Source organism: Pseudooceanicola sp. LIPI14-2-Ac024, from assembly GCF_042188925.1.
Taxonomy (GTDB): domain Bacteria; phylum Pseudomonadota; class Alphaproteobacteria; order Rhodobacterales; family Rhodobacteraceae; genus Pseudooceanicola.
In genome coordinates, this window is sequence record NZ_CP170102.1 from 305,003 (window position 1) to 327,763 (window position 22,761).

General features: G+C 68.8%; 17 protein-coding genes and 2 pseudogenes. 7 read left to right on the forward strand and 12 right to left on the reverse strand.

Annotated elements, in window-relative coordinates:
* Window positions 1-27: 27 nt before the first annotated feature.
* From ACE2AC_RS01455 to ACE2AC_RS01465, 3 genes are all read right to left on the reverse strand, one after another.
* Window positions 28-486, reverse strand: coding sequence for a PaaI family thioesterase (locus ACE2AC_RS01455; RefSeq protein ID WP_375690361.1), 459 nt, complete (start codon window positions 484-486; stop codon window positions 28-30).
* Between the two features lie 63 nt (window positions 487-549).
* Window positions 550-1,227, reverse strand: coding sequence for a 3-oxoacid CoA-transferase subunit B (locus ACE2AC_RS01460; RefSeq protein WP_375690362.1), 678 nt, complete (start codon window positions 1,225-1,227; stop codon window positions 550-552).
* Window positions 1,224-1,919, reverse strand: coding sequence for a 3-oxoacid CoA-transferase subunit A (locus tag ACE2AC_RS01465; RefSeq protein ID WP_375690363.1), 696 nt, complete (start codon window positions 1,917-1,919; stop codon window positions 1,224-1,226). The genes ACE2AC_RS01460 and ACE2AC_RS01465 overlap by 4 nt, the downstream gene beginning before the upstream one ends.
* 322 nt (window positions 1,920-2,241) lie before the next feature.
* On the opposite strand from ACE2AC_RS01465, the gene ACE2AC_RS01470 reads away from it, so the two are divergent.
* From ACE2AC_RS01470 to ACE2AC_RS01485, 4 genes are all read left to right on the forward strand, one after another.
* The gene (locus ACE2AC_RS01470; protein ID WP_375690364.1) at window positions 2,242-3,906 is read left to right on the forward strand and encodes an AMP-binding protein; all 1,665 of its coding nucleotides are present in this window, start codon (window positions 2,242-2,244) and stop codon (window positions 3,904-3,906) included.
* A 20-nt stretch (window positions 3,907-3,926) separates the two neighbouring features.
* Window positions 3,927-5,120, forward strand: a complete 1,194-nt coding sequence (locus ACE2AC_RS01475) for an acyl-CoA dehydrogenase family protein (RefSeq protein WP_375690365.1) — start codon at window positions 3,927-3,929, stop codon at window positions 5,118-5,120.
* Between the two features lie 9 nt (window positions 5,121-5,129).
* Window positions 5,130-6,236, forward strand: a complete 1,107-nt coding sequence (locus tag ACE2AC_RS01480; protein WP_375690366.1) for an acyl-CoA dehydrogenase family protein — start codon at window positions 5,130-5,132, stop codon at window positions 6,234-6,236.
* 113 nt (window positions 6,237-6,349) lie between these two features.
* A complete protein-coding gene (locus ACE2AC_RS01485) occupies window positions 6,350-7,051 on the forward strand; it encodes a nitroreductase (protein WP_375690367.1) in 702 nt (233 codons plus the stop codon).
* On the opposite strand, the gene ACE2AC_RS01490 is transcribed toward ACE2AC_RS01485, so the two are convergent.
* Complete coding sequence (locus ACE2AC_RS01490) at window positions 7,048-7,776, reverse strand: dimethylsulfonioproprionate lyase family protein (RefSeq protein ID WP_375690368.1); 729 nt, start codon at window positions 7,774-7,776, stop codon at window positions 7,048-7,050. The two genes, ACE2AC_RS01485 and ACE2AC_RS01490, sit on opposite strands and share 4 nt — an antisense overlap.
* Before the next feature lie 277 nt (window positions 7,777-8,053).
* On the opposite strand from ACE2AC_RS01490, the gene ACE2AC_RS01495 reads away from it, so the two are divergent.
* Window positions 8,054-8,461, forward strand: a complete 408-nt coding sequence (locus tag ACE2AC_RS01495; protein ID WP_375690369.1) for a DUF6636 domain-containing protein — start codon at window positions 8,054-8,056, stop codon at window positions 8,459-8,461.
* On the opposite strand, the gene ACE2AC_RS01500 is transcribed toward ACE2AC_RS01495, so the two are convergent.
* The 8 genes and pseudogenes from ACE2AC_RS01500 to ACE2AC_RS01535 form a co-directional block, all read right to left on the reverse strand.
* Window positions 8,455-8,790: a TfoX/Sxy family DNA transformation protein gene (locus ACE2AC_RS01500; RefSeq protein ID WP_375690370.1), complete on the reverse strand. Its 336-nt coding sequence runs from the start codon at window positions 8,788-8,790 to the stop codon at window positions 8,455-8,457. The genes ACE2AC_RS01495 and ACE2AC_RS01500 overlap by 7 nt on opposite strands.
* 10 nt (window positions 8,791-8,800) lie before the next feature.
* Window positions 8,801-10,630, reverse strand: a complete 1,830-nt coding sequence (gene ilvD, locus ACE2AC_RS01505) for a dihydroxy-acid dehydratase (RefSeq protein ID WP_375690371.1) — start codon at window positions 10,628-10,630, stop codon at window positions 8,801-8,803.
* A gap of 511 nt (window positions 10,631-11,141) precedes the next feature.
* Window positions 11,142-11,888, reverse strand: a complete 747-nt coding sequence (locus tag ACE2AC_RS01510) for a hypothetical protein (RefSeq protein WP_375690372.1) — start codon at window positions 11,886-11,888, stop codon at window positions 11,142-11,144.
* Window positions 11,889-11,891: 3 nt separating this feature from the next.
* Window positions 11,892-12,809, reverse strand: coding sequence for a hypothetical protein (locus ACE2AC_RS01515; protein ID WP_375690373.1), 918 nt, complete (start codon window positions 12,807-12,809; stop codon window positions 11,892-11,894).
* Window positions 12,809-13,642: a hypothetical protein gene (locus ACE2AC_RS01520; RefSeq protein ID WP_375690374.1), complete on the reverse strand. Its 834-nt coding sequence runs from the start codon at window positions 13,640-13,642 to the stop codon at window positions 12,809-12,811. Before ACE2AC_RS01520 ends, ACE2AC_RS01515 begins: the two co-directional genes overlap by 1 nt.
* Before the next feature lie 267 nt (window positions 13,643-13,909).
* Window positions 13,910-14,891 (reverse strand): annotated as a pseudogene (locus ACE2AC_RS01525) (NAD(P)H-dependent flavin oxidoreductase).
* Window positions 14,892-15,018: 127 nt separating this feature from the next.
* Window positions 15,019-16,760: pseudogene (locus tag ACE2AC_RS01530) on the reverse strand (hydantoinase B/oxoprolinase family protein).
* A complete protein-coding gene (locus tag ACE2AC_RS01535; protein WP_375690375.1) occupies window positions 16,757-18,805 on the reverse strand; it encodes a hydantoinase/oxoprolinase family protein in 2,049 nt (682 codons plus the stop codon). Before ACE2AC_RS01535 ends, ACE2AC_RS01530 begins: the two are co-directional and overlap by 4 nt.
* Before the next feature lie 250 nt (window positions 18,806-19,055).
* On the opposite strand from ACE2AC_RS01535, the gene ACE2AC_RS01540 reads away from it, so the two are divergent.
* A complete protein-coding gene (locus ACE2AC_RS01540) occupies window positions 19,056-21,191 on the forward strand; it encodes a DEAD/DEAH box helicase (RefSeq protein ID WP_375690376.1) in 2,136 nt (711 codons plus the stop codon).
* A gap of 123 nt (window positions 21,192-21,314) precedes the next feature.
* Window positions 21,315-22,682 (forward strand): hypothetical protein, encoded by a 1,368-nt coding sequence (locus ACE2AC_RS01545; RefSeq protein WP_375690377.1) that lies wholly within the window; start codon window positions 21,315-21,317, stop codon window positions 22,680-22,682.
* The last annotated feature ends 79 nt before the right edge of the window (window positions 22,683-22,761 follow it).

Consider the following 22,761-nt stretch of genomic DNA (forward strand, 5'->3'; position numbering starts at 1 on the left):
GCGCGGGTCGCGCTATTTCCGCGCGGCTCATCCTTCGGCGGCAGGCACGCCGCGAGGGTCTTCGCTGCCGCGCATGTACTTGAAGGTGCCGATGGAATGCGCGCAGAGCGTACCGGCGTCGTCGCGCACCTCGGCCGAGACGGAATAGATCGTCCGCCCGGACTTGGTGACCCGGGCGTCGACATGCAAGGTGCCGCCGCGCGACATGCCGACGTAATTGACCGTCAGCGACAGGGTGGAGCTTTGCCGGACGCGGCCGGGGTAGGGGCAGTAGAGCCCCGCGCCGGTCGACGCGCTGTCGAGCACGGCGGCATAGACCCCGCCGTGGGTGACGCCCGCCTTGTTCATGTGCTGGGGTCCAAGATCGATCTCGGCCCTGAGATAGCCTTCGCCCCGCTCGGTGAAGCGCAGGCCCATCATCCGGTTGAACCCGCCCAGGCGGTGCATGCCGGTGTCGGCGCTGGCGTCGGGGGTCGCGTCGTCCATCAGGGCCTCCTCAAGCGAAGGGCGCGCCGGGGACCGGCGCGCCCTGTCCGTGCGGTCCCGCGCTCAGGCGGCGCGGGTCATGTCGGGCAGCGTGCCGCAGCCCTCGGCAAAGCGCAGCTTGGCGCCGGAGCGGTCCTGCAGCTCCTCGGGGGTCAGCCCGGCGACCATCTCGGTCACCACGAAGCCCTCGGGCTCCACGTCGATCACGGCCAGGTCGGTGTAGACCCGCTTCACGCAGCCCGACCCGGTCAGCGGGAAGGTGCACTGTTCCAGGATCCGCGCTGCGCCCGACTTGTCGTTGTGCTGCATCATCACCCAGATGCGCTGCGCGCCGACGGCGAGGTCCATGGCCCCGCCGACCGAGGCGATCGGGTCGCCGTGGTCGAGGCTCCAATTGGCGAGGTCGCCGGTCTCGGCCACCTGGTAGCCGCCCAGCACGCAGAGGTTCAGGTGCCGGCCCCGGATCAGGCCGAAGCTCATCGCGTGGTCGAAGATCGAGGCGCCGGGCAGCATGGTGATCGGCTTCTTGCCGGCGTTCACCAGGGTCGGGTCCTCCTGCCCCTCGGGCGGGGTCGGGCCCATGCCGAGGATGCCGTTTTCCGAATGCAGCAGGATGTCGCGGCCCTCGGGCAGGAAGTTGGCAACGCCCTCGGGCATGCCGATCCCGAGGTTCACGTGCCAGCCGTCCTGGATGTCCTGGGCCAGGCGGGCGGCGATGGCTTCACGGCTGAGCGGTGTCATGCGGCTACTCCCCATTCATTGTCCGCCACCGGGCGGGACAGGACCAGGCGGTCGACGCAGACCCCCGGCGTAACGATTTCATTCGGGTTCAGGTCGCCCAGCTCGACGATCTCGTCGGTCTCGACCACGGTGGTTTTCGCCGCCATCGCCATCAGGGGCGAGAAATTGCGCGCAAGATTCATATACGTGAGATTGCCGAAACGGTCCGCCTTGTGCGCCTTCACGAAGGCATAGTCGGCGTGCAGCGCGGTTTCCATCACGTGGCCGACGCCGTCGAACACGCGGGTTTCCTTGCCCTCGGCCAGCGCGGTGCCATAGGCGGTCGGGGTGTAGAAGGCGGGGATGCCGCAGCCGGCGGCGCGGATCCGCTCGGCCAGGGTGCCCTGCGGGTTCACCTCGATCTCGAGGCCGTGGTCGCGAATCCAGATCTTCATGTCCTCGCTCATCGCGCCGCGCGGGAACGAGCAGATGAGCTTTTTCACCATCAGGTGCCGGAACCACATCGCCAGCCCCTCGAACCCCGCTCCGGCGTTGTTCGAGATCAGCGTGATGTCCTTCACGCCCTTGTCGATCAGGCACTTGATCAGGTAGTTCGGGCGCCCGGCTTCGCCGAAGCCCGACACCATGATCGACGCGCCGTCCTCGATCCCGTCCAGCGCCTCCTCGATAGTCTTGCAGCGTCTGTCCAGCATGGCTCCTCCGATCCGGTTGTCCTATGGTTCTGCGATCCGGCGCGGCGGTCAATCGTGTTGACGGCGCTGCGCCGGGTTCCTAGCGTGAGATAGATCGCGAAACAGATTTCCGCAACGCGGAACCCTGTCGCGATCACATACGCGAATGAGAGGAGCATCTGCGTGACCGGGGCCGGGAGGATCATCCAGAACGTGGGCGGACATACCGCTTTTTCTGTTCGGGCGACCGGCAGGCCGTGCGGGGTGCTGCCGATGTGACGGTTCAGCGGCGGGCAGACCGGAGAGGAGACCGGTTTTCCAGTGCCGATCAAGGGAGGACATGATGAACCAGGACTTGCCGATCTGGGCAGAGCATTATCTGCCGGGCGTTGACCCGAACTTCGAACCCGAGAAGGTGTGCCTCAACACGCTGCTGTCGCGGGCGTTTGATCAGTGGTCGGACCTCGTGCAGTTCGAATACTACGGCAAGACCTACACCTATGCCGAGATGCGCCAGTGGGCGGCGACGGTGGCCGCGTCGCTGAAGGCCGCGGGGGTGGCGCGCGGCGACCGCGTTGCGCTGCACCTGCCGAACTGCCCGTGGCACCCGATCTTCTTCTTCGGCGTGATGACGGCGGGGGCGGTGGTGACCCATCTCTCGCCCCTCGATGCCGAGGCCGAGATCGCGCACAAGGTGCACGAGGTCGGTGCGAAGATGGTGATCTCGCTCACCACGCCCGAGTTCGCGGGCCGGTTCGCGCGGCTCGCGCGCCAGCCCGACTTTCCGCCGGTCTACCTCTGCCCCGATCCGATTTCCGCGCAGGGCCGCCCGTGTCCGGTGCCCGAGAACATGCACGGCGTCGAGGAACTGCTGGCAGGCCACGAGGGCGCGGCCTACGACCCGCCCGCCATGGACCTCGACGAGCTGGCGCTGCTGCAGTTCACCGGCGGCACCACCGGGGTGCCCAAGGCGGCGATGCTGACCCACGGCAACCTCTCGGCCTCGGAACAGACCTACTGCCACCTCTCCGCCGTCGATCCCGAGGCGGGGCCGGGCCAGCCCGGCATGCTCTATGCGCCGCTCTTCCACATCATGGGCCTGACCTCGGCCATGCTGAAGCGCACGCTCGAGGGCGGCCAGATGCACCTGCGCCTGCGGTTCGACGCGGCCTCGGTCATCGACGATGTCGAGAAGTTCGGAATCGTCAGCCTGGGCGGCGTGCCGACGACCTGGATCGCGATCATGCAGCTGCCCGAGATCGAGAAACGGAACCTGTCGTCGCTGAAATTCGTGGGCTCGGGCGGCGCGCCGCTGCCGCGCGAGGTGTTCAACCGCATCCGCCAGCTGACGGGGCTGAAGATCCGCGGCGGCTGGGGGATGACGGAAACCGCGTCGAACGGCACCACGGTCCCCAAGGACTTTCCCGAGGACAAGCTGGGCACCATCGGCATCCCGCTGCCGGGCTGCGACATGGCGATCGTCGACCTTGAGGATCCGACAAGGCGCCTCGGGCCGAACGAGCCGGGCGAGATCATCTTCAAGGGCGCGGCCGTCACCCGCGAATACTGGAACATGCCCGAGGAAACCGCCGCGGCCTTCGTCGACGGCTACCTGCTGACCGGCGACATCGGCTACATGGACGAGGACGGGTATTTCTACATCGTCGACCGCAAGAAGGACATGATCCTGTCCGGCGGGTTCAACGTCTACCCGCTGACCATCGAGAACGCGATTCACAAGCACCCCGACGTGGCCGAGGCGCTCGTCATAGGCGTGCCCGACGATTACCGCGGCGAAAGCGCAAAAGCTTTCGTATGCCTGAATAAGGGCGCCTGCGAGTTTACGCTCGAAGAGTTGCAGGGTTTCCTTGCCGACAAGCTGGGCCGCCACGAGATGCCGCGCTTCCTGGAGTTCCGGACGGAGCTGCCGCGCACATCCGTGGGAAAAGCGTCGCGCAAGATGCTCAAGGACGAGGAACGGGCCAAACGGGAATCCGCCGAGGCCTGAGAGAGATCGAGGAGGAGACCATGGAACTCAAGTTCACACCCGAGGAGGAGGCCTTCCGCCAGGAAGTGCGCGACTTCATCGACGCCAACCTGCCGGACGCCACCCGCGCGCATCTCAAGCTGGGGAATGCCCCGACGAAGGAGATGACCATCGAATGGCAGAAGATCCTGAACGCCAAGGGCTGGGCCACCCCGCGCTGGCCCGAGGAATGGGGCGGCCCCGGCTGGACCGTGACCCAGCAGTACATCTTCCAGCAGGAAAACCAGCGCGCGCCGGCGCCGGACCCGCTGGGCTTCGGCGTCAACATGGTCGGTCCGGTGATCATCCAGTTCGGCAACGAAGAGCAGAAGAAGCGCTTCCTGCCGCGGATCGCCAACCTGGACGACTGGTGGTGCCAGGGCTTCTCGGAACCGGGCGCGGGGTCGGACCTTGCCGGTCTCAAGACGCGGGCCGAGAAGCAGGGTGACCACTGGATCGTCAACGGCCAGAAGACCTGGACCACGCTGGCGCAGCACGCCGACTGGATCTTTGCCCTGGTCCGCACCTCGAACGAGGGCAAGAAGCAGGAGGGCATCAGCTTCCTCCTGATCGACATGAAATCTCCGGGCGTCGAGGTGCACCCGATCCAGACCATGGACGGCGGGCACGAGATCAACTCGGTCTTCTTCACCGACGTCAAGGTCCCGGCCGAGAACATGGTGGGCGAGGTCAACAAGGGCTGGACTTACGCCAAGTTCCTGCTCGGCAACGAACGCCTCGGCGCGCCGCGCGTGGGGGCATCCCAGGCGAAGCTCGAAGAGCTGAAGGAGATCGCCAAGCAGCGGATCGTCCGGGGCAAGCCGCTCTGGGACCACCCGCGGTTCCGCGACAAGTTCGTCGAGGCGCAGATCGAGCTGAAGGCGCTCGAGATGACGGTGATGCGCGTGCTCTCGGGCATCGCGGCGGGGGCCGACCAGTCGAAGCCCGACCCGGCGACCAGCGTGATCAAGATCAAGGGCGCGCAGATGGTGCAGCGGCTGACCGAGCTCTACGTCGAGGCGGCGGGCGAACAGGCGCTGCCCTGGATCGACGACGAGGGCGGCAATGCGCAGGTGGGCCCCGACTGGACCATCCGCGCCGCACCCAACTACTTCAACTTCCGCAAGTCGAGCATCTACGGCGGCTCGGACCAGGTGCAGAAGGGCATCATCTCCAAGGCGATCCTGGGACTCTGAGGGACAGACATGGATTTCGAACTGAACGACGAACAGCGGATGCTGTCCGAAAGCCTCACGCGCTTCCTGGCAGACCGCTACGACTTTGAAAAGCGCAAGAAATACGTCGAGAGCACCGAGGGCTTCGACCGCAAGATCTGGCAGGGCTACGCCGAGATGGGCCTGTTCGCGCTGCCCTATCCCGAGGACGAGGGCGGCATCGGCGGTACCCCGACCGAGACGATGCTGGTGGCCGAGGCCATGGGCCACGCCATCGCGGTCGAACCCTGGACCGAGGCCATCGCCATCGCGCCCGCGCTGCTGCAGGCGGCCGGCGCCGACCAGCGCGCCGCGATCGCCGAGGGGATCATCGGCGGCGAACACGTGCCCGCCTGGGCGCATCTCGAACCCGGGATGATCGAACGCGACGAGGGGATGAAGACCACCTTCCACGACGGCAAGCTCTCGGGCACCAAGACGGTGGTGAGCTTCGGCGCCGAGGCGGACGTGATCTTTGTCACCGCGGTCGACGGCAGCGGGACAACCGGGCTCTACGTCGTCCGCAAGGGCGCCGAGGGTTTCGAGGCGCGCAGCTACCGCACCCAGGACGAGGGCCGCGCGGCCGAACTGACCTTTGACGGCACCCCGGCCGAGCCGTTGTCCGGCGGGATCCCCGCCGCGGACGCCATCGCCCAGGCCGAGGCCAAGGCACTGGCCGCCTCGATCGGCGAGGCACTCGGCATCATGGAGCAGGCGATCGACCTGACGGTCGAGTACATCAAGGGCCGCGAACAGTTTGGCCGCCCCATCGGCACCTTCCAGGCGCTCCAGCACATCGCGGCCCAGGCCGTGGTCGAGAAGGAGCAGGTGAAGTCGATGGCGATGTACGCCGCGCTGATGTCCGACGAGGCCGACGCGCAGGCGCGGGACCTCGCGCTGTCGACGGCCAAGGTGAAGATGGTGGATGCCGCCCGCTTCGTCGGCCAGATGTCGATCCAGCTGCACGGCGGGGTGGGGATGACGATGGAATATGCCATCGGCCACTACTTCAAGCGGCTGACCATGCTGGAGATCGCCTGGGGCGACCGGGATTTCCACATGGACCGGCTGTGCGAAGCGGGCGGCCTCGCGGCCTGAGGCCGCGGCACCTGCGGTGAGCGGGGAAGGGGGGCTGTCTGCCCCTCTTGGCCTTCGGCCAATTCACCCCCCGAGGATATGGAACCAGGGGAAGGCAGGAGGCCTGCGCCCTGGTGAAAGAGGACGAGCGGATGATGAAACTCGACGAGGCGATGCAGGACCGGCGCAGCATTCGGGGGTTCAAGGACAAGCCCGTGCCGCGCGAGCTGCTGGAGGAGATCATTGCACTGGCGATCCGCGCGCCGTCGTCGATGAACACCCAGCCCTGGCACATGCACGTGCTGACCGGCGACGTGCTCGAGCGCGTGCGGCAGGGCAACACCGAGCGGATGCTGGCCGGCGTGCCGCCCAGCCGCGAGATCCCGGCGCACGGGAAATACGAGGGCATTCACCGCGACCGTCAGGTCGAGATCGCCAAGCAGCTCTTTGCCGCCATGGGGATCGAACGCCACGACGCCGAGGCGCGGCAGGACTGGGTGATGCGCGGCTTCCGCCAGTTCGACGCGCCGGTGTCGGTGGTGGTGACCTATGACCGGGCGCTCGACGAACACGGGCCGGTGGCGATCTTCGACGCGGGCGCGGCGGTCTACGGGCTGGTGCTGGCGGCCTGGAGCCGGGGCCTGGGCGCGGTGATCAACGGGCAGGGCATCATGCAGAGCCCGGTGGTGCGCGAGAATGCCGACATCCCCGAGGACCAGGTGATCCTGACCTGCGTGGCGCTCGGCTGGCCGAACGACGACTTTGCCGCCAACGACGTGCGGTCGCTGCGCCGCGAGGTGGGCGAGGTCGCGACCTTCCAGGGCTTCGACGGCTAGATGCCGCTGGCCATCCGCGCCTTGCGGGTGGCCGTCAGCTTCATCCCCGGCGCGGCGAGCGAGCTTTCCGCGCCGACCCAGGCATAGGCCAGCAGGCAGGGATCGAGCTCGGCCGTGGTGATCCGGTGTTCGTCGCCGGGGCGGTTCAGGATCAGCGATCCGGGGGCATGCACCGCCACCTCGTTCTCGGACCAGTCGCCCGAGACCGAGATGTAGCTTTCCTCGATCTCCTTGTGGGAGTGCTGCGGATAGGTGGTCGCGGGGGCGAAGAGCACGAAGCCCAGGATCAGGCGTTCGGCCTTCACCGGGCCGCGCGGGCCCAGCACCTCGCAATAGGCGTATTTCCGGGCCAGCGCCTTCGGCACCTTCTCGTAGCCGTATTCCCAGGTCAGCGCACCCGCCACCCGCGACAGGGCACGCGACAGCCCCGCGACCGCGCCGCGTTCGCCGCGGTCGAGCGCGCGGCCGAGGTGCGCGGTCACGGGCTTGGCATGCGGGTCGCGGAAGGTCAGCTCGGGGTTGGCGTCGATGATCGCCGACAGCGTGTCGCGCACCCGCTTGCGGTGGCTGCGGATGGCCCGCGCCCCGCCGGCCGAGCCGTGGCGGTAGAGCGCCTCGAACTCGCGCAGCAGGTAGAGCCAGTCCGGCACGTCGTGCAGGCGCAGGGCGGGCGCGGTCGGGTCGGCGGGGCAGGCCGTCGCGGGATCGTTCTGGGTGTCTGTCATGCGGGGCACCGGTGGTCATGGTCCTGGACGGGCGGGCGGGGGCCGGCCCGGGTTGGCGGATTAGAGCATGCGGACCGGGATCTGCCTAGGGGCGCGGTGGACCGTCGTGGCCCCGGCCCGGGTGCCGGGGCGGCGTATACCCGGTGCCGCGGGAATGCGGGTGGTTCGGCCGGCAACGGGGCCTTCCGGGATTGACGCCCGCGATTGACCGTGACAGGCGCCGGGGGATGCTGCAAGCTGGCGGCATTTGAACGAAACAATTTCCCGGTGCCGCCCCATGCGCCTCCCCATCATGCTCGTCTGCCTCGGCCTCGCCTGTCCGGCCGGTGCCGAGGACGTCTCGTTCGCGACGCCCTCCGGCAACATCCAGTGCCGGATCGGCACGCAAAACGACATCGAGGCGCTGACCTGTTCGATCCACGAACGCAGCGGCCCGCTGCCGCGCCCGCGCCCGCCGGGCTGCACGTTTGACTGGGGGCATGTCTTTGCGATGCAGCGCGAGGGCGAGGCGGTGCTGCTCTGCGCCGAGGTCGAAGAACCGGCGCCGCCCGAGACGCTGGTGGAATTCGGCATCACCAGCGAATTCGACGGTTTCACCTGCCAGTCGACGGCGGCGGGCCTCGACTGCCGCAACCTCGACGGCCACGGCTTCTTCCTCTCGCGGTCGAGCCAGGTGCTCTACTGAGCGCCGCGGCGCGTGCTGGTGCCGATCTCGTCCAGGATTGCCTCGATTCCCGCGGGCACCAGCGTCACCTGCGCCTTGATCGCGTCGAAGCGGGCGCGCAGCGCGTCCTTCTCGGCGCCCTTGCAATCGTTCCAGGGGCGGCCCTGCAGGCCCATCACCATCGCGTAGTAACCGATGAAATGTGCGGTGCCGCCGGCCCGCAGGTAGGCGAGGTAGGCGGCGTCCGGCCCCAGGGCGCGCAACTGCCCGGCCGAGGTGATCCCGGCGCGGGCAAAGTCGCGGTCGGCGGCGGGGCCGAGGTTGGGAATGGTCGATACGGGCTCGTCCATTCCCGCGGGCTCAGATCTGGCGCACGGCGCCCTTTGAAGCGCTGGTGGTCAGCGCCGCGTAGGCGCGCAGCGCGCCGGTGATCTTGCGCTTGCGCGGTTTCGCCGGGTGCCAGCCCGCGGCCTCCTGCGCCTCGCGCCGGGCGGCGAGGGTGGCGTCGTCCACGGCGAGGTTGATCGTCCGGTTCGGGATGTCGATCTCGATGATGTCGCCCTGTTCGACGAGGCCGATGGTCCCGCCCTCGGCCGCCTCCGGCGAGCAGTGGCCGATCGAGAGGCCCGAGGAGCCGCCCGAGAAGCGGCCGTCGGTGACCAGCGCGCAGGCTTTGCCCAGGCCCTTCGATTTCAGGTACGAGGTCGGATAGAGCATCTCCTGCATCCCCGGCCCGCCGCGCGGCCCCTCGTAGCGGATCAGCACGACTTCGCCCTCCTTCACCTTGCCGGTGAGGATGCCCGACACCGCGTCGTCCTGGCTTTCAAAGACATGGGCCGGGCCCGAGAATTTGAGGATCGACTCGTCGACGCCCGCGGTCTTCACGATGCAGCCGTCCTCGGCCAGGTTGCCGTAGAGCACGGCGAGGCCGCCGTCCTGGCTGAAAGCGTGTTCCTTGGTGCGGATCACGCCCGTCTCGCGGTCGAGATCGACGCTGTCGTAGCGGCGCGATTGCGAGAAGGCCGTCTGGGTCGGCACCCCGCCGGGCGCGGCCGAGTAGAATTCGTGGACCGAGTTCGACTGCGTCTGCTTCACGTCCCATTGCTTGAGCGCGTCGCCCATGCTGGCGGCATGCACGGTGGGCAGAGAGGTGTCGAGCAGGCCGGCGCGGTCCAGTTCGCCCAGGATCGCCATGATCCCGCCGGCGCGGTGCACGTCTTCCATGTGCACGTCGTTCTTGGCGGGCGCGACCTTGCAGAGGCACGGCACCTTGCGCGACAGCCGGTCGATGTCGGCCATGGTGAAATCGACCTCGCCCTCGTGGGCGGCGGCCAGCAGGTGCAGCACCGTGTTGGTGGACCCGCCCATGGCGATGTCGAGCGACATGGCGTTCTCGAACGCCTCGAAGGTGGCGATGGAACGCGGCAGCACGCTCGCGTCGTCGCCTTCGTAGTAGCGCCGCGCGAGGTCCACGATCAGGTGACCGGCCTCGACGAAGAGCCGCTTGCGATCGGCGTGGGTGGCCAGCGTCGAACCGTTGCCGGGCAGCGAGAGGCCAAGCGCCTCGGTCAGGCAGTTCATCGAGTTCGCGGTGAACATGCCCGAGCACGAGCCGCAGGTCGGGCAGGCGTTCTGCTCGATGCTGGCGACTTCCTCGTCGGTGTAGTTGTCGTCGGCGGCCGCGACCATGGCGTCGACGAGGTCGAGCGCCTGTTCCTTGCCGTGCAGCACGACCTTGCCGGCCTCCATCGGCCCGCCCGAGACGAACACGACCGGGATGTTCAGCCGCATCGCCGCGTTCAGCATGCCCGGCGTGATCTTGTCGCAGTTCGAGATGCAGACCATGGCGTCGGCGCAATGCGCGTTGACCATGTATTCGACGCTGTCGGCGATGATCTCGCGCGAGGGCAGGGAATAGAGCATCCCGTCGTGGCCCATGGCGATGCCGTCATCCACGGCGATCGTGTTGAATTCCTTCGCCACGCCGCCGGCGGCCTCGACCTCGCGCGCGACCAGCTGGCCCAGATCCTTCAGGTGCACGTGGCCGGGCACGAACTGGGTAAAGCTGTTCACGATGGCAATGATCGGCTTGCCGAAATCGCCGTCCTTCATGCCGGTGGCACGCCAGAGGCCGCGGGCCCCCGCCATGTTGCGGCCGTGGGTGGTGGTTCGGGAACGATATACGGGCATCGGAATCCTCCTGTCTTGGCCCGTCTATAAACGTCGCGCGCGACAGAGGCCATGGCAAAGCGGACATAATCACCACGCATACCGGGGTCTTCGCGACACATTCGGTCGCGGGCGACGGGCCGGGCGCGAGCGGTTGTAACGTACCACGGCGTTTTCGTGAGGCCTCGGGGCAGGAATTTGCTGTTTTCCATGCGCCCCGCGCAACGCTCTCGACGGCGTGACATGGCGGGGCTTGCCAAGTGATCGGGACAGGCGCATCTGGCGGAAAGGCGCGGCCCCGATTGCCGCGTGCAGACCTACAGGCAAAGCAATGAGCACCGCTCCGACGACCCCGAACACCCAAGGCCAGCAACAGCAGGGCCAGCAGCCCGCGCAGCCGCAGGCGCCCTCGGCGCCCAAGACGCGGTTCACCGACTGGGCCGCGATCTGAATTCAGACCGATCGGGCAGATTGAAAACGGCGCCGGACCCATGGTCCGGCGCCGTTCCTTTTCCGCCGGGGAGGAGCTCCGTCAGCCCTGCTGTCGCGGGTTCTGCCAACGGACACGGCGGCGCACCTTGCCTTCGCCATCCCCGCGCCGGGGAATGTCCTTTTCCGGGCCGTTGTCGGGTTCGACCAGGGAAAGGCGCAGCTGAGGACAGGTGTCGTCGGTGATGGAGAAGACGATGCCTTCTCCGGGATCGGTCTTGAGCGTCTTGGGGGACATCTTGCCGCCGCCGACGGTGACGGCATGGCCCTGTTCGCGCGGGCGGAAGGGCGTGTCGCCCTGTTTCGGATAGGCCACGGTGATCCTGGCCTGTCCGCCACGGCCGCCGTCGGCCTCCCACGCGCCCGGACGCAGCAGCGTTACCGCCACCATGTCGCCCTTGGCCAGCGCGGCGCTGTCGAACACCGGATCGCCCGGCTTGTCCGGCGCCTTGCGGTCCTCGGCCCGTTCCAGCGTCACCCGGAACCCGCCGGCGCCCTCGCCGACGTAGAGCAGGAGGTAGCCGCCGGCCTTGACCTTGTGCCGGGTGAACCGCGTTTCCGAGGTGCTGCCGGTCCGGCCAAAGCGCGACAGGTCCACGTCGGCCTGCATCCGGTCGCTGTCCTCCAGCACCTCGAGGTCGAAGCGGCCGACCACCTCCTTGCCCAGGAACACGGTGCCGATCAGGCTGCCCGCTTTCTCGACCGGGTGCACGATCATCGTGAGCGGTCCGAGGGCGGCGCTGTCCATCCGCAGGGCGGTCAGGGCGGCGGTGTTGACGAAGGGTCTCATGGCTCAGGCTCCCACGTTGGCGGTGATGGTCATCTCGTCGGTGTCGATGCCGACGGCCACGTCGCGCATCGGCACCTTCACCGGGATGAGCGGGCCGTTGTAGCCCAGGATCGGGTAGGGGTCCTCGAACTCGAAGAGCGGGAAGAGGTTGGCAAGGTAGTCGGCCACCACCGTCAGGACGAAATCGAAGAGCCCGATGCTGACGCCCAGCAGGTTCGACAGCCATTCGTCGATGTCGTCCACGATGTCGAGGATCGCGCGGACAAGGTCCACGATCGGCCCGAGGATCGCCTTGATCAGGTCCCGCGCCCAGCCGGGCAGGAAGCCGAGGAGCCCGTCCACCGCCGTATCGATCGCGGCGTCGAGGATGTTGCCCACGGTGTCCGAGATGTCGATCAGGTCGATGTCGAGCCACACGGGATCGAGCATGAACTGCCACTTGTTCGGCACGCCCGCGTCCTCTGCGTCGAGGTCGGTCATCCCCGGCGTCCGCATCGGGTCGACGAAGTAGCGGGTGTTGATCCGGAACGCGCCCGAGATCTCCGAGGTGACGAGGCCCGAGAGGTTCAGCGGGATGGAGATGTCGGGATCGGCCTCGAAGATGCAGATCCGCGGAGCCCGCAGCACGCAGCCGGCGAAGGGTATCCAGATGATGCAGAAGCCGCCGATGCAGATCCGGGGAATGTCGATCCCCAGCGTCAGGCTCAGCGGATCGTAGACCACGTCGAGCTCGTCGATCCGCACGGTGCCGTCGGCCTGCAGGTCGACCGACCCGCCCTCGAGCCGGAAGCCCGCGGCCCAGGCGACGCTGAACGGCCCGGCATCGGCGCTGCCCGAGGTCGACTCCGCCACATTGTCCCGGACAAAGGTGAAAAGCTCCTGGAAGGTCCGCTCGGAGGCGGCGACTGTGAAATGTGCCATCACGAAATCCCCAGATCGATGAAGAGCCTTGCCTCGTCTTCCTCGACCGCCGGGTTGTTCGGCACATCGGCCGACAGCGGGGTGAGAGAGGCGGTGAGGGTCATGAAATCCCCCATCTCGAAGGCCATGGTATCCACGGCGATCCGTGCCTTGGGCAGGATGCCGACGCGCAGGACGGTCTGGACGTAGCATTCCAGCGCGTCCTCCATCTCCTGCGGGCGGATGTCGACGATCTCGAACCCGCGCAGGCGCAGGACGATGTGCTCGACCCCGTTCACGTTCAACCGTTCCAGCCGCAGCTTGGCAAAGATCTCGAGGCAGAAGCACTTCACCTCTCGCCCCGGGATCGGCCGCAGCGGCGGGCGGGGCGCGTCGTCGGGCTTCTCGCGGTCATCGCGCGCCTCGCGGCTGGCGATGTCGTCGCCGATGCGTTCCGCGAACTCCAGGTCGGGGCAGCGGATGCCGACGCAGAACTTCGCGTGCAGCGACAGCATCTGCGGGTCGAGCGGCCGCAGCTCCGGCGGCAGGGCGTTGACGGTCTCGGGATGGAAATCGATCTGCGCCTCGGTCAGCTGGACGCAGAAATCCACCCCCCAGGCCCCGCCCGATCCGGGGATCGGCAGCGGCTCCTCGACCGTCACCAGCGGGTTGGACCGGCGCAGCACCTCCGGGTGCGCCTTGATCTCGTGACACAGGCGGTCGGGGCTGGCCGCGAACCAGGCCGAGCCGTAGTTGAACAGCGATGGCCGCTGCTGCTGCATGTGTCGGAGGATGAGGTTGAAGCCGTCCTCATGCACGGAAGCATAGAGGTTCGAATGGTCCGTAAAGGCCATGAAAGAACTCCGTCATCAAAATGTATTGGGTCTTGAAAATATGACGGGAGCTTACCGCAAAACGGTCAGATTCGCAATCTGATTACACTTTGGGTTGCGTCCGCGCGCCGTTCGCACGCAAGCAAACGGCGCGCGAATATCTTCGCGCGCCGGGTGAGGTATGAGCCTCAAGTGTATTGAAAATAACGATTTTGAGAACGCTTCCAGCACGACCCTCGTCGGTCGGAAGTACCGGGCGAAAACTGGCCCGCCCGGCCCGTGCGTGTCTCAGGACGCGCGCTTGACCTGCTTGAAGAGACGCTCCTGCGCCGCCTCGTATTCCGCGGCCAGGCGGTCCACCAGCTCGGCCGCCGGGACCACCTTCTTGACCTTCCCGATGCCCTGGCCCGAGCCCCAGATTTCCTTCCAGCTCTTCGGCTTTTCCCGGTTCTCGGCAAAGTTCATCTTGGACGGGTCCGAGATCTCGAGGTTGTCGGGATCCATGCCCGCCGCCGCGATGGACGGTTTCAGGTAGTTGCCCCAGACCCCGGTGAAGAGGTTGGAATAGACGATGTCCGACGCGCCGTGGCCCGCGATCATCTGCTTGTAGCCCTCGACCGCGTTCGCCTCCTCGGTGGCGATGAACGCGCTGCCGGCATAGCCGCCGTCGGCCCCCATGGCCTGCGCGGCCAGGATCGAGTTCGCCCGAGGCGATGGCGCCCGACAGGTAGAGCGGCCCGTCGAACCATTCGCGGATCTCCTGCACCAGCGCAAAGGGCGACAGCGCGCCCGCGTGGCCGCCGGCCCCGGCGGCGACCGCGATCAACCCGTCCGCGCCCTTCGAGATCGCCTTGCGCGCGAAGGTGTCGTTGATGATGTCGTGCAGCACGATGGCACCCACCGAATGCGCGGCCTCATAGACCCATTCCTGCGCGCCGAGCGAGGTGATCCAGACCGGCACCTTGTGCTTCACGCAAAGCTCCACGTCACGCTCCAGCCGGCCGTTCGAGCGGTGCACGATCTGGTTCACGGCATAGGGCGCGGCCGGACGGTCCGGGTTCGCCTGGTTGTAGGCGTCCAGTTCCTCGGTGATGTGGGTCAGCCATGCATCGAGGCTCTCGCCATCCTTCTCGCGCGCGTTCAGCGCCGGAAAGGACCCGACGATGCCGGCCTTGCACTGGGCCAGGACGAGCTTCGGCGTCGAGATGATGAAAAGCGGGCTTCCGATCAGCGGAATACGCAGGTTCTGAAGAACTGCGGGCACGGTCATGGATGGTCCTCCCAGATTGTCCGTAGCGCGGAACGGCGTTCCGCGACCTGTCGGCGGGCAGGTTAGCCAGCGCGCCGGGGGTTGCAATCGGATTTGGGGCTCTGCCACGTGGCGGAACGAAATGCCGTCACGTCGCGGCGGCGCGCAGCCTTTCGGTCGCCGCCGCGTCAACCGTGCCGTCCGCCGCCAGCGCCACGCCGAACAGCCGCGCGGCATCCGCCGCCGCATAGTAGCCAAGCGCCACGTCACGGGCCACCGCCGCCGGGTCGCGCGTCATCGGATCGCCCCAGCCGCCGCCGCCGGGCGTGCGCACGTGGACCACGTCGCCCGGGGCCAGCGGAATGTCCTGTTCCTTCGACAGATGCGGCGGCACGTGCACGGCGCCGTCCCGGATCACCTCGACCCGGTTCACCGCGCCGTCGCCGCCGGAAAGCGCCCCCTGCGGCCCGACCCGGCCATGATCCATGACAAAGCTCGCCCGCGCCGCGCCGCGCCGCAGCTCGACCGCGTAGTCGAGGCCGAAGCCACCCCGATGCGCCCCCGCGCCGCCCGATCCCTCGTGCAGGGCGTAGTGGCGGTAGAGCACGGGGAACTGCTGCTCCATGATCTCGACCGGTGGCGCCTTGGAAATCCCGATGGTGGAACAGCCGTTCGACAGCCCGTCGTGATCCGCATTGCCGCCGTATCCGCCGCCCGACAGCTGGTACATGACGAAATCGCGCCCGCGCTCCGGATCATGCCCGCCAAGCGCGAAGTTGCCCGATGTCCCGGCAGGCGCCGCCGTGCAGCGGTCGGGCAGACAGGGGGCAAGGGCGGCAAAGACCGCCTCGGCGATGCGCTGGCTCACCTCGGCCGCGCAGCCCGACACCGGGCGGGGATACTGCGCGTCGAGGAACGTGCCCTCGATCCCGGTGATCTCCAGCGGCTCGAAGGCCCCGGCGCTGATCGGCACCTCGGGAAAGATGTGCCGCATGGCGAGGTAGACCGAGCTGAGCGTCGTCGCCCGGACCGAGTTCATCGGCCCGGCACAGGGTGGGGCCGATCCGGTGAAGTCGAAGCGCAGCGTGTCGCCCCGCCGCTCCACCCGCAGCCGGATCGGCAGCGGCTGATCCACCACCCCGTCGCTGTCCACGATGGCCACGCTCTCATGCGCGCCCTCGGGAATATCGGCGATGAAGGCGCGCATCTGCTGCGCCGCGCGGGCGCGCAGCTCGGCGATGGCCGCGCGCACCGTGTCGTCGCCATAGCGGTCGAGCAGGGCGGTCAGCCGTGCCTCGCCCACCGACAGCGCCGCCGCCTGCGCCTGCACGTCGCCGATCCGCTGGTCGGCCACCCGGATGTTGGAACAGATGATCGCGTAGATCTCCGGATCCAGCACCCCCTGCTTGAAGAGCCGCACGGGCGGCAGGCGCAGCCCCTCCTGCTCGACGCTGGTGGCCGAGGCGGAAAATCCCCCGGGCACCGCGCCCCCGGTATCCGGCCAGTGCCCGGTGTTCGACAGCCAGCAGAAGATCTCGCCCCGCGATAGAATGGCCGGGCAAAGCGCACGTCCATCAGGTGCGTGCCGCCCAGGTAGGGGTCGTTCACGATGTAGGTGTCGCCTGGCTGCGGCGCGGGGGTCAGCCCGTCGCGGATGCGTTCGACCAGCACGCGGGTCGAATACTGCATCGTGCCGACAAAGACCGGCAGCCCGCCCGCGCCCTGCGCGATCAGCGCCCCGTCCTCGGCGGCATAGATGCCGTCCGAGCGGTCGTTCGCCTCGGCGATGACGGGCGAGAAGGCGGCGCGGGAAAACGCCAGGTCCATCTCGTCGCAGACCTGCTGGAGGCCCGCCTGGATGACCGAAAGGGTGATCGGATCGACGCTCATGCGGCACCTCCCACGGTCACGACGATATTGCCGATGGCGTCCCCCTCGGCCCGGTCGCCGGGCGGGATCAGGATGGTGGTGTCCATCTGCTCGATCACCGCCGGCCCCTCGATCACCGCGTCGACCGGCAGCCATTCCCGGCGATAGACCGGCGTGTCGAGCCATGCGCCATCGAAACAGACCCTGCGCCGGTCGCGCAGGGCCTCCGCCACGGTCGCGCGCCGCCCCTCGGCGTCGATCAGCGCCGAAAGGTCCATGTCCGGCCGCGCCCCGATCACCGAGCAGTTGGCATTCACCACCGCCGCGCGGATGGTATCCAGTCGCACGTGGAAGCGATCCCAGTAGACCGCCTCGAACTTCGCCTGCAACGCGGCGCGGGTGATCTCGGGCCCGTCGAGCGTCACGCGCAGCACATGGGTCTGGCCGATGAACTGCATGTCGAGGGAATAGACCGCGCGCACCTCCTTCAGTTGAACCGTCTCGCGGGCGATCTCGGCGCGGCCCTCGGCCTCCTGCCGGGTCAGCACCGCCGCCAGTTCATCCATGTCCAGCACATCGAGCGGCCGGTTCAGCGTCGTCACATAGTCGTGCCGCAGGTCCGCCACCACGCAGCCGAGCGCGTTGGTGATCCCCGGCCGTGCCGGGATCAGCACGCGCGGCACCCCCATCTCGCGCGCCAGGGCGCAGGCGTGCAGCGGCCCGGCGCCACCAAAGGCGAAGAGCGCGAAGTCCCGCGGATCGGCGCCGAGCGAGACCGACACCATCCGGATCGCGCCCGCCATCTTCACATTGGCCAGCCGCACCACCGCCTCGGCCGCCGCCTCGGGCGACAGGCCCAGCGGCTGGCCCAGCGTCGCGTCGAAGATCGCCCGCACGGTGTCCAGCGACACGCCGCCCTCGACCGATTTCAGCCGCGCGGGGTCAAGCCGGCCAAGCAGCAGGTTGGCGTCCGAAATCGTCGGCCGGGTCCCGCCACGGCCATAGCAGATCGGGCCGGGCAGGGCGCCCGCGCTCTCCGGTCCCACCTCCAGCAGCCCCGCCGCATTCACCCGCGCGATCGACCCGCCGCCCGCGCCCACGGTGCGCACGTCGACCATCGGCACGTGGATCGGCATGGCATATTCGACCTCGATCTCGTTCGAGACGGCGGGCTGCGCGCCCCGGATCAGCGCCACGTCGGTCGAGGTGCCGCCCATGTCATAGGTGATCAGGTCCTCGACACCCGCCGCGCGCCCGGTGACCGCCGCCGCCATCACGCCCGAGGCCGGGCCCGACATCACCGTCTTGGCCGCCTCGCGCGAAATCCGGTCGGCCGAGACCATGCCGCCATTGCCGCCCATCACTAGCAGCTCGCCGCCATAGCCGCCCTCGGCCAGCGCGCCCGACAGCCGCGACAGGTAGCGTTCCAGCAGCGGCTGGACCGAGGCGTTGACCGCCGCCGTCACCCCGCGCTCGAACTCCCGGCTTTCCGACAGCAGCGCATGGCCCAGCGTCAGATGCGCCTCGGGCCATGTCTCCGCGATGATCTCGCCTGCCCGCCGCTCGTGCGCGGGGTTGGCATAGGCGTGCAGGAAATGCACCACGACCGACACGCATCCCATCTCGCGCAGCCGCGCCGCCGCCGCCGCCACCGCGTCCTCGTCCAGTGCGGTCACCACGCGGCCCTGCGCATCCATCCGCTCGGGCACCTCGAGCCGCAGGTCGCGGGGGATGACGGGGGTAAACACGCCCTTCATCCCGTAGGCCTGCGGCCGCGTCCGCCGCCCCAGCTCCAGCACGTCGCGGAAGCCCGCCGTGGTGATCAGCCCGGTGCGCGCCAGCTTGCGCTCCAGCACCGCGTTGGTGGTCGTCGTGGTCCCGTGCACCACCAGCGCGACCCGGGCCAGGTCCAGCTCGGCCTCGGCCACCGCCGCCATCACGCCGCCCGACTGGTTGCCCGGCGTGGTGGGCACCTTGGCCAGCGTCACCCGGCCGCTTGCGGGATCCATCCGCACGAGGTCGGTGAAGGTCCCGCCCACGTCACAGCCAACCACCTCGTCGCGCATTGCCGCCTCGCACTTGTTTGTGTGCAAATGATCTTCGCGCCCGTGCCCCGCTGTCAATCTCTTGCGCGCGCGGGGCATGCCGCGATCCGCCGGTCTGCCCGTTTCCGACCCCGTCCGCGCGACGTTACGGCGCGCGCAAAATCCCGGTATACAGCCGCCCCCGACTAGTTTAGAGGGGGCGCTTTCCTCACCTGTCCCAAGGACAGCCCGCGGCAGATCGCGCCGCACGCCCTACGCAGAACGGTTTCCCATGATCCAGTCCCTGTCCGATGCGCTGTCCGAGCGCGGCTACGATACTTTGACCGCCGTGCAGGAGGCCGTCACCAACCCCGAGCTTGCCAATGCCGACCTGCTGGTCTCGGCGCAGACCGGTTCGGGCAAGACGGTGGGCTTCGGCCTCGCCATCGGTCCGACGCTTCTGGGGGACGACCAGACCATGGGCCCCGCCGCCGCGCCGCTGGCGCTGATCGTGGCGCCGACCCGGGAGCTGGCCTTCCAGGTGACCCGCGAACTGGGCTGGCTTTATGCCAAGACCGGGGCGCGCGTGACCTCCTGCGTCGGCGGAATGGACATGCGCGACGAACGCCGGGCGCTGGAACGCGGCGCCCATATCGTCGTGGGCACCCCCGGTCGCCTGCGCGACCACATCCAGCGCGGCTCGCTCGACATGACCAGCCTGCGCGCCGTCGTCCTCGACGAGGCGGACGAGATGCTGGACCTCGGCTTCCGCGAGGACCTCGAATTCATGCTGGGCGAGGCGCCCGAGGATCGCCGCACGCTGCTCTTCTCGGCCACCGTGCCGCCGATGATCGTGACGCTGGCGCAGAACTACCAGCGCGACGCCGTGCGCGTGACCACCGTGTCGGAAAAGGGCCAGCACAGCGACATCTCCTACCAGGTGCTGCGCGTGGCCCAGCAGGACGCCGAGAACGCGATCATCAACGTGCTGCGCTTCCACGACGCCCAGAACGCCATCGTCTTTGCCAACACCCGCGCCGCAGTGAACCGGCTGACCGCGCGCTTCGCCAACCGCGGTTTCTCGGTCGTGTCGCTCTCGGGCGAGCTCAGCCAGTCCGAACGCACCCACGCTTTGCAGGCGATGCGCGACGGCCGGGCGCGGGTCTGCGTCGCCACCGATGTGGCCGCCCGCGGCATCGACCTGCCGAACCTCGAACTGGTGATCCACGCCGAGCTGCCGACCAACACCGAGGGGCTGCTGCACCGCTCGGGCCGGACCGGCCGGGCAGGGCGCAAGGGCATCTCGGCCCTCGTGGTGCCGCCCAAGGCCATTAAACGCGCCGAGCGGCTGCTGAAATTCGCCCGCGTCACCGCCGAATGGACCACCGCTCCCAGCGCCGAGGACATTCTCGAGCGTGACGAAGAGCGCCTGCTGAGCGATCCCGCCTGGGGTGACGAGATCTCCGAGGACGCCGCCGCCTTTGCCGCGCGCCTGCTGGAGCGCCAGTCGCCCGAGGCCGTCGCCGCCGCCTACCTGCGGCTCTACCGCACCCACCATTCCGCGCCCGAGGAGCTGTCGGACCCCGACGAGCGTCCGGCGGCCAAGGAGCGGCCGCCCTTTGGTCCGAGCACCTGGTTCTCGCTGTCCGTGGGGCGCAACGACCGGGCCGAACCGCGCTGGATCCTGCCGCTGCTCTGCCGTGCCGGCGGGCTGGAGAAGGAGTCGATCGGCGCGATCCGCGTGCAGAATTCCGAAACCCATGTCGAGATCGCCGATCCTGCCGTCGCCGCGTTCCTCACGGCGCTGGGCGAGGGCGGGGTGCTCGAGGATGGCGTGACCGCAACGCAGATGGCAGAGGCGCCCGAACGCACCGCGCCGCCCGCCCGCCGCGCGCCCGGGCCGAAGCGGGACCGCGACGAGGACCGCAAGCCCCGTTACGAGGACCGCAAACCGCGTGGCGAGGATCGGAAGCCCCGCTACGAGGACCGCAAGCCGCGCGACGAGGATCGGAAGCCCCGTTACGAGGACCGAAAGCCGCGCGACGAGGATCGGAAGCCCCGTTACGAGGATCGCAAGCCGCGCAGCGACGACCGCAAACCCCGCCACGACGACCGCAAGCCGCGCGGCGAGGACGGCGCGGGATACCGCCCGGCCGGCAAGGGCAAGCCCGAAGGGCGGCCCGACAAGCCCGCCTACAAGGCCAAGGCCAAGTACGGTGCGGATCGTCCCGACGGCAAGCCCGGCAAGGGCGCGGGCGGTTACAAGGGCAAACCGGGCGGCAAGCCCGGTGGCAAACCGGCGGGCAAGGGCGCCGCGGGCAAACCGCGCGCCAACGCGGCCGATACCTCCAAGCGGTTCGAGAAACCGGGCGCCAAGCCCAAGGGCAAGCCCGGCGGGATGCAGCCGCCGCGCCGTCCCAAGTCCTGACCCGGACGGGGGCGCCCGCGTGGTGCCCCCCTGTCGCGGCAAACCCGTGACTCTCCACCACGATTTCGCCGCCGCGACAGCCTGACGCTGGACGCCGCCCGCCCGGCGCGCTTTGGTCGCGCCATGCGGTGGTGGCTGGGTCTCTTTGTGCTGTGCCTGCCGGGGCGGGCGCTGGCCCATGCCTCGGAGCAGGGCTTTGTCCTGCTGCTGCCGACCGATCTCTACGTCGCGGGCGGCGTCGCCACCGTCATCCTGACCCTCCTGCTGATCGCCATCGTCCCCCGCCGCGTGGCCGAGGCGCTGTTCCGTCCGCTGCCGCTCTGGCGCGTCCGACGGCGGCCCCGGCGCGGCTGGCTCAGCCTGCTGTCCCTCGGCCTCCTGGCCTGGGCCGTCTGGCGCGGCTGGACCGGCGACCAGGACCCCACGGAAAGCCCGCTGCCGCTGCTGGTCTGGACGGCGTTCTGGCTGATCCTCGTCTCGGCCCAGGCGATCCTCGGCGATCTCTGGCGCGGGCTGAACCCCTGGACCGGCCTCTGGCAACTGCTCGGCCGCCCCGCGCCGCTGCACTACCCCCGCGCGCTTGGCCACTGGCCCGCCGTGCTGATGCTGCTGGCCTTTGCCGGATACCTGCTGGCCGACATCGCCCCGGCCAACCCCGAGCGTCTGGCGCGGGCCGTCGCGCTCTACTGGGCGCTCAACATGGCGGGCACGCTGGCCTTCGGGCCGCGCTGGCTGCTCAGGGCCGAGGCGCTGAGTGTCCTGATGCGCGCCTACGCGGGCCTCGCGCTCTTCGGGCGGCGGGGCGGCCACGTCGCCCTCGGCCTCACCGGCTGGCGCTGGTCCCGCCGCGCCGCGCCGCCGCTGGCACTGGCGCTCTTCCTGGTGCTGCTGCTCGGCATCGGATCCTTCGACGGGCTGAACGAAACCTTCTTCTGGTTCGGCGTGATCGGCCAGAACCCGCTCGAATTCACCGGCCGCTCGGCCGTGGTCTGGCAGAGCCTCGTCGGCCTGCTGATCGCCTGTGCCGGGCTGATCGCGGTCTTTGCCGCCACCCTGCACGCCGGCGCCATCCTGGCCGAGGACGCCCGCCCGCTGTCCCGCCTCGTGCGCCTCTACGCCCCCACGCTGCTGCCGATCGCCTTCGGCTACCACCTCGCGCACTACCTGCCGACCCTGCTGGTCGAGGCGCAGTACCTCGCCCTGATGCTCAACGATCCCGCGGGGCAGGGCGCGAACCTCTTGGGTCTCAAGGGGATGCAGGTCACCACCGGCTTCTTCAACACCCGCGCCACGGTGCAGGCGATCTGGCTCACCCAGGCCGGCGCTGTGGTCTTCGGCCATGTCGTGGCGATCCTGATGGCGCATGTCGTGGCGCTGCGGCTCTACGACAGCCCGCGCCGCGCGCTGATGTCGCAACTGCCGCTGGCGATCTTCATGGTGCTCTACACGCTTTTTGGGCTTTGGCTGCTCGCCTCGCCCCGTGGCGCCTGACGTATCGGCAAACTTCTGGACAAGGCACTGATATGGCGACAAACTCGGCCCGACCCTCGCCAGAAGGGGCTCATCCGTC

Bases quoted from the DNA above. Each gene is read 5' to 3' on its own strand.
- ACE2AC_RS01535 (WP_375690375.1), bottom strand. From the start codon at position 18,805: ATGCGCGACGAGGTGGTTGGCTGTGACGTGGGCGGGACCTTCACCGAC.
- ACE2AC_RS01465 (WP_375690363.1), bottom strand. From the start codon at position 1,919: ATGCTGGACAGACGCTGCAAGACTATCGAGGAGGCGCTGGACGGGATC.
- ACE2AC_RS01515 (WP_375690373.1), bottom strand. From the start codon at position 12,809: ATGGCACATTTCACAGTCGCCGCCTCCGAGCGGACCTTCCAGGAGCTT.
- ACE2AC_RS01545 (WP_375690377.1), top strand. From the start codon at position 21,315: ATGCGGTGGTGGCTGGGTCTCTTTGTGCTGTGCCTGCCGGGGCGGGCG.
- ACE2AC_RS01460 (WP_375690362.1), bottom strand. From the start codon at position 1,227: ATGACACCGCTCAGCCGTGAAGCCATCGCCGCCCGCCTGGCCCAGGAC.
- ACE2AC_RS01470 (WP_375690364.1), top strand. From the start codon at position 2,242: ATGAACCAGGACTTGCCGATCTGGGCAGAGCATTATCTGCCGGGCGTT.
- ACE2AC_RS01455 (WP_375690361.1), bottom strand. From the start codon at position 486: ATGGACGACGCGACCCCCGACGCCAGCGCCGACACCGGCATGCACCGC.
- ACE2AC_RS01480 (WP_375690366.1), top strand. From the start codon at position 5,130: ATGGATTTCGAACTGAACGACGAACAGCGGATGCTGTCCGAAAGCCTC.
- ACE2AC_RS01540 (WP_375690376.1), top strand. From the start codon at position 19,056: ATGATCCAGTCCCTGTCCGATGCGCTGTCCGAGCGCGGCTACGATACT.
- ACE2AC_RS01520 (WP_375690374.1), bottom strand. From the start codon at position 13,642: ATGGCCTTTACGGACCATTCGAACCTCTATGCTTCCGTGCATGAGGAC.
- ACE2AC_RS01495 (WP_375690369.1), top strand. From the start codon at position 8,054: ATGCGCCTCCCCATCATGCTCGTCTGCCTCGGCCTCGCCTGTCCGGCC.
- ACE2AC_RS01475 (WP_375690365.1), top strand. From the start codon at position 3,927: ATGGAACTCAAGTTCACACCCGAGGAGGAGGCCTTCCGCCAGGAAGTG.
- ACE2AC_RS01490 (WP_375690368.1), bottom strand. From the start codon at position 7,776: ATGACAGACACCCAGAACGATCCCGCGACGGCCTGCCCCGCCGACCCG.
- ACE2AC_RS01500 (WP_375690370.1), bottom strand. From the start codon at position 8,790: ATGGACGAGCCCGTATCGACCATTCCCAACCTCGGCCCCGCCGCCGAC.
- ilvD (WP_375690371.1), bottom strand. From the start codon at position 10,630: ATGCCCGTATATCGTTCCCGAACCACCACCCACGGCCGCAACATGGCG.
- ACE2AC_RS01510 (WP_375690372.1), bottom strand. From the start codon at position 11,888: ATGAGACCCTTCGTCAACACCGCCGCCCTGACCGCCCTGCGGATGGAC.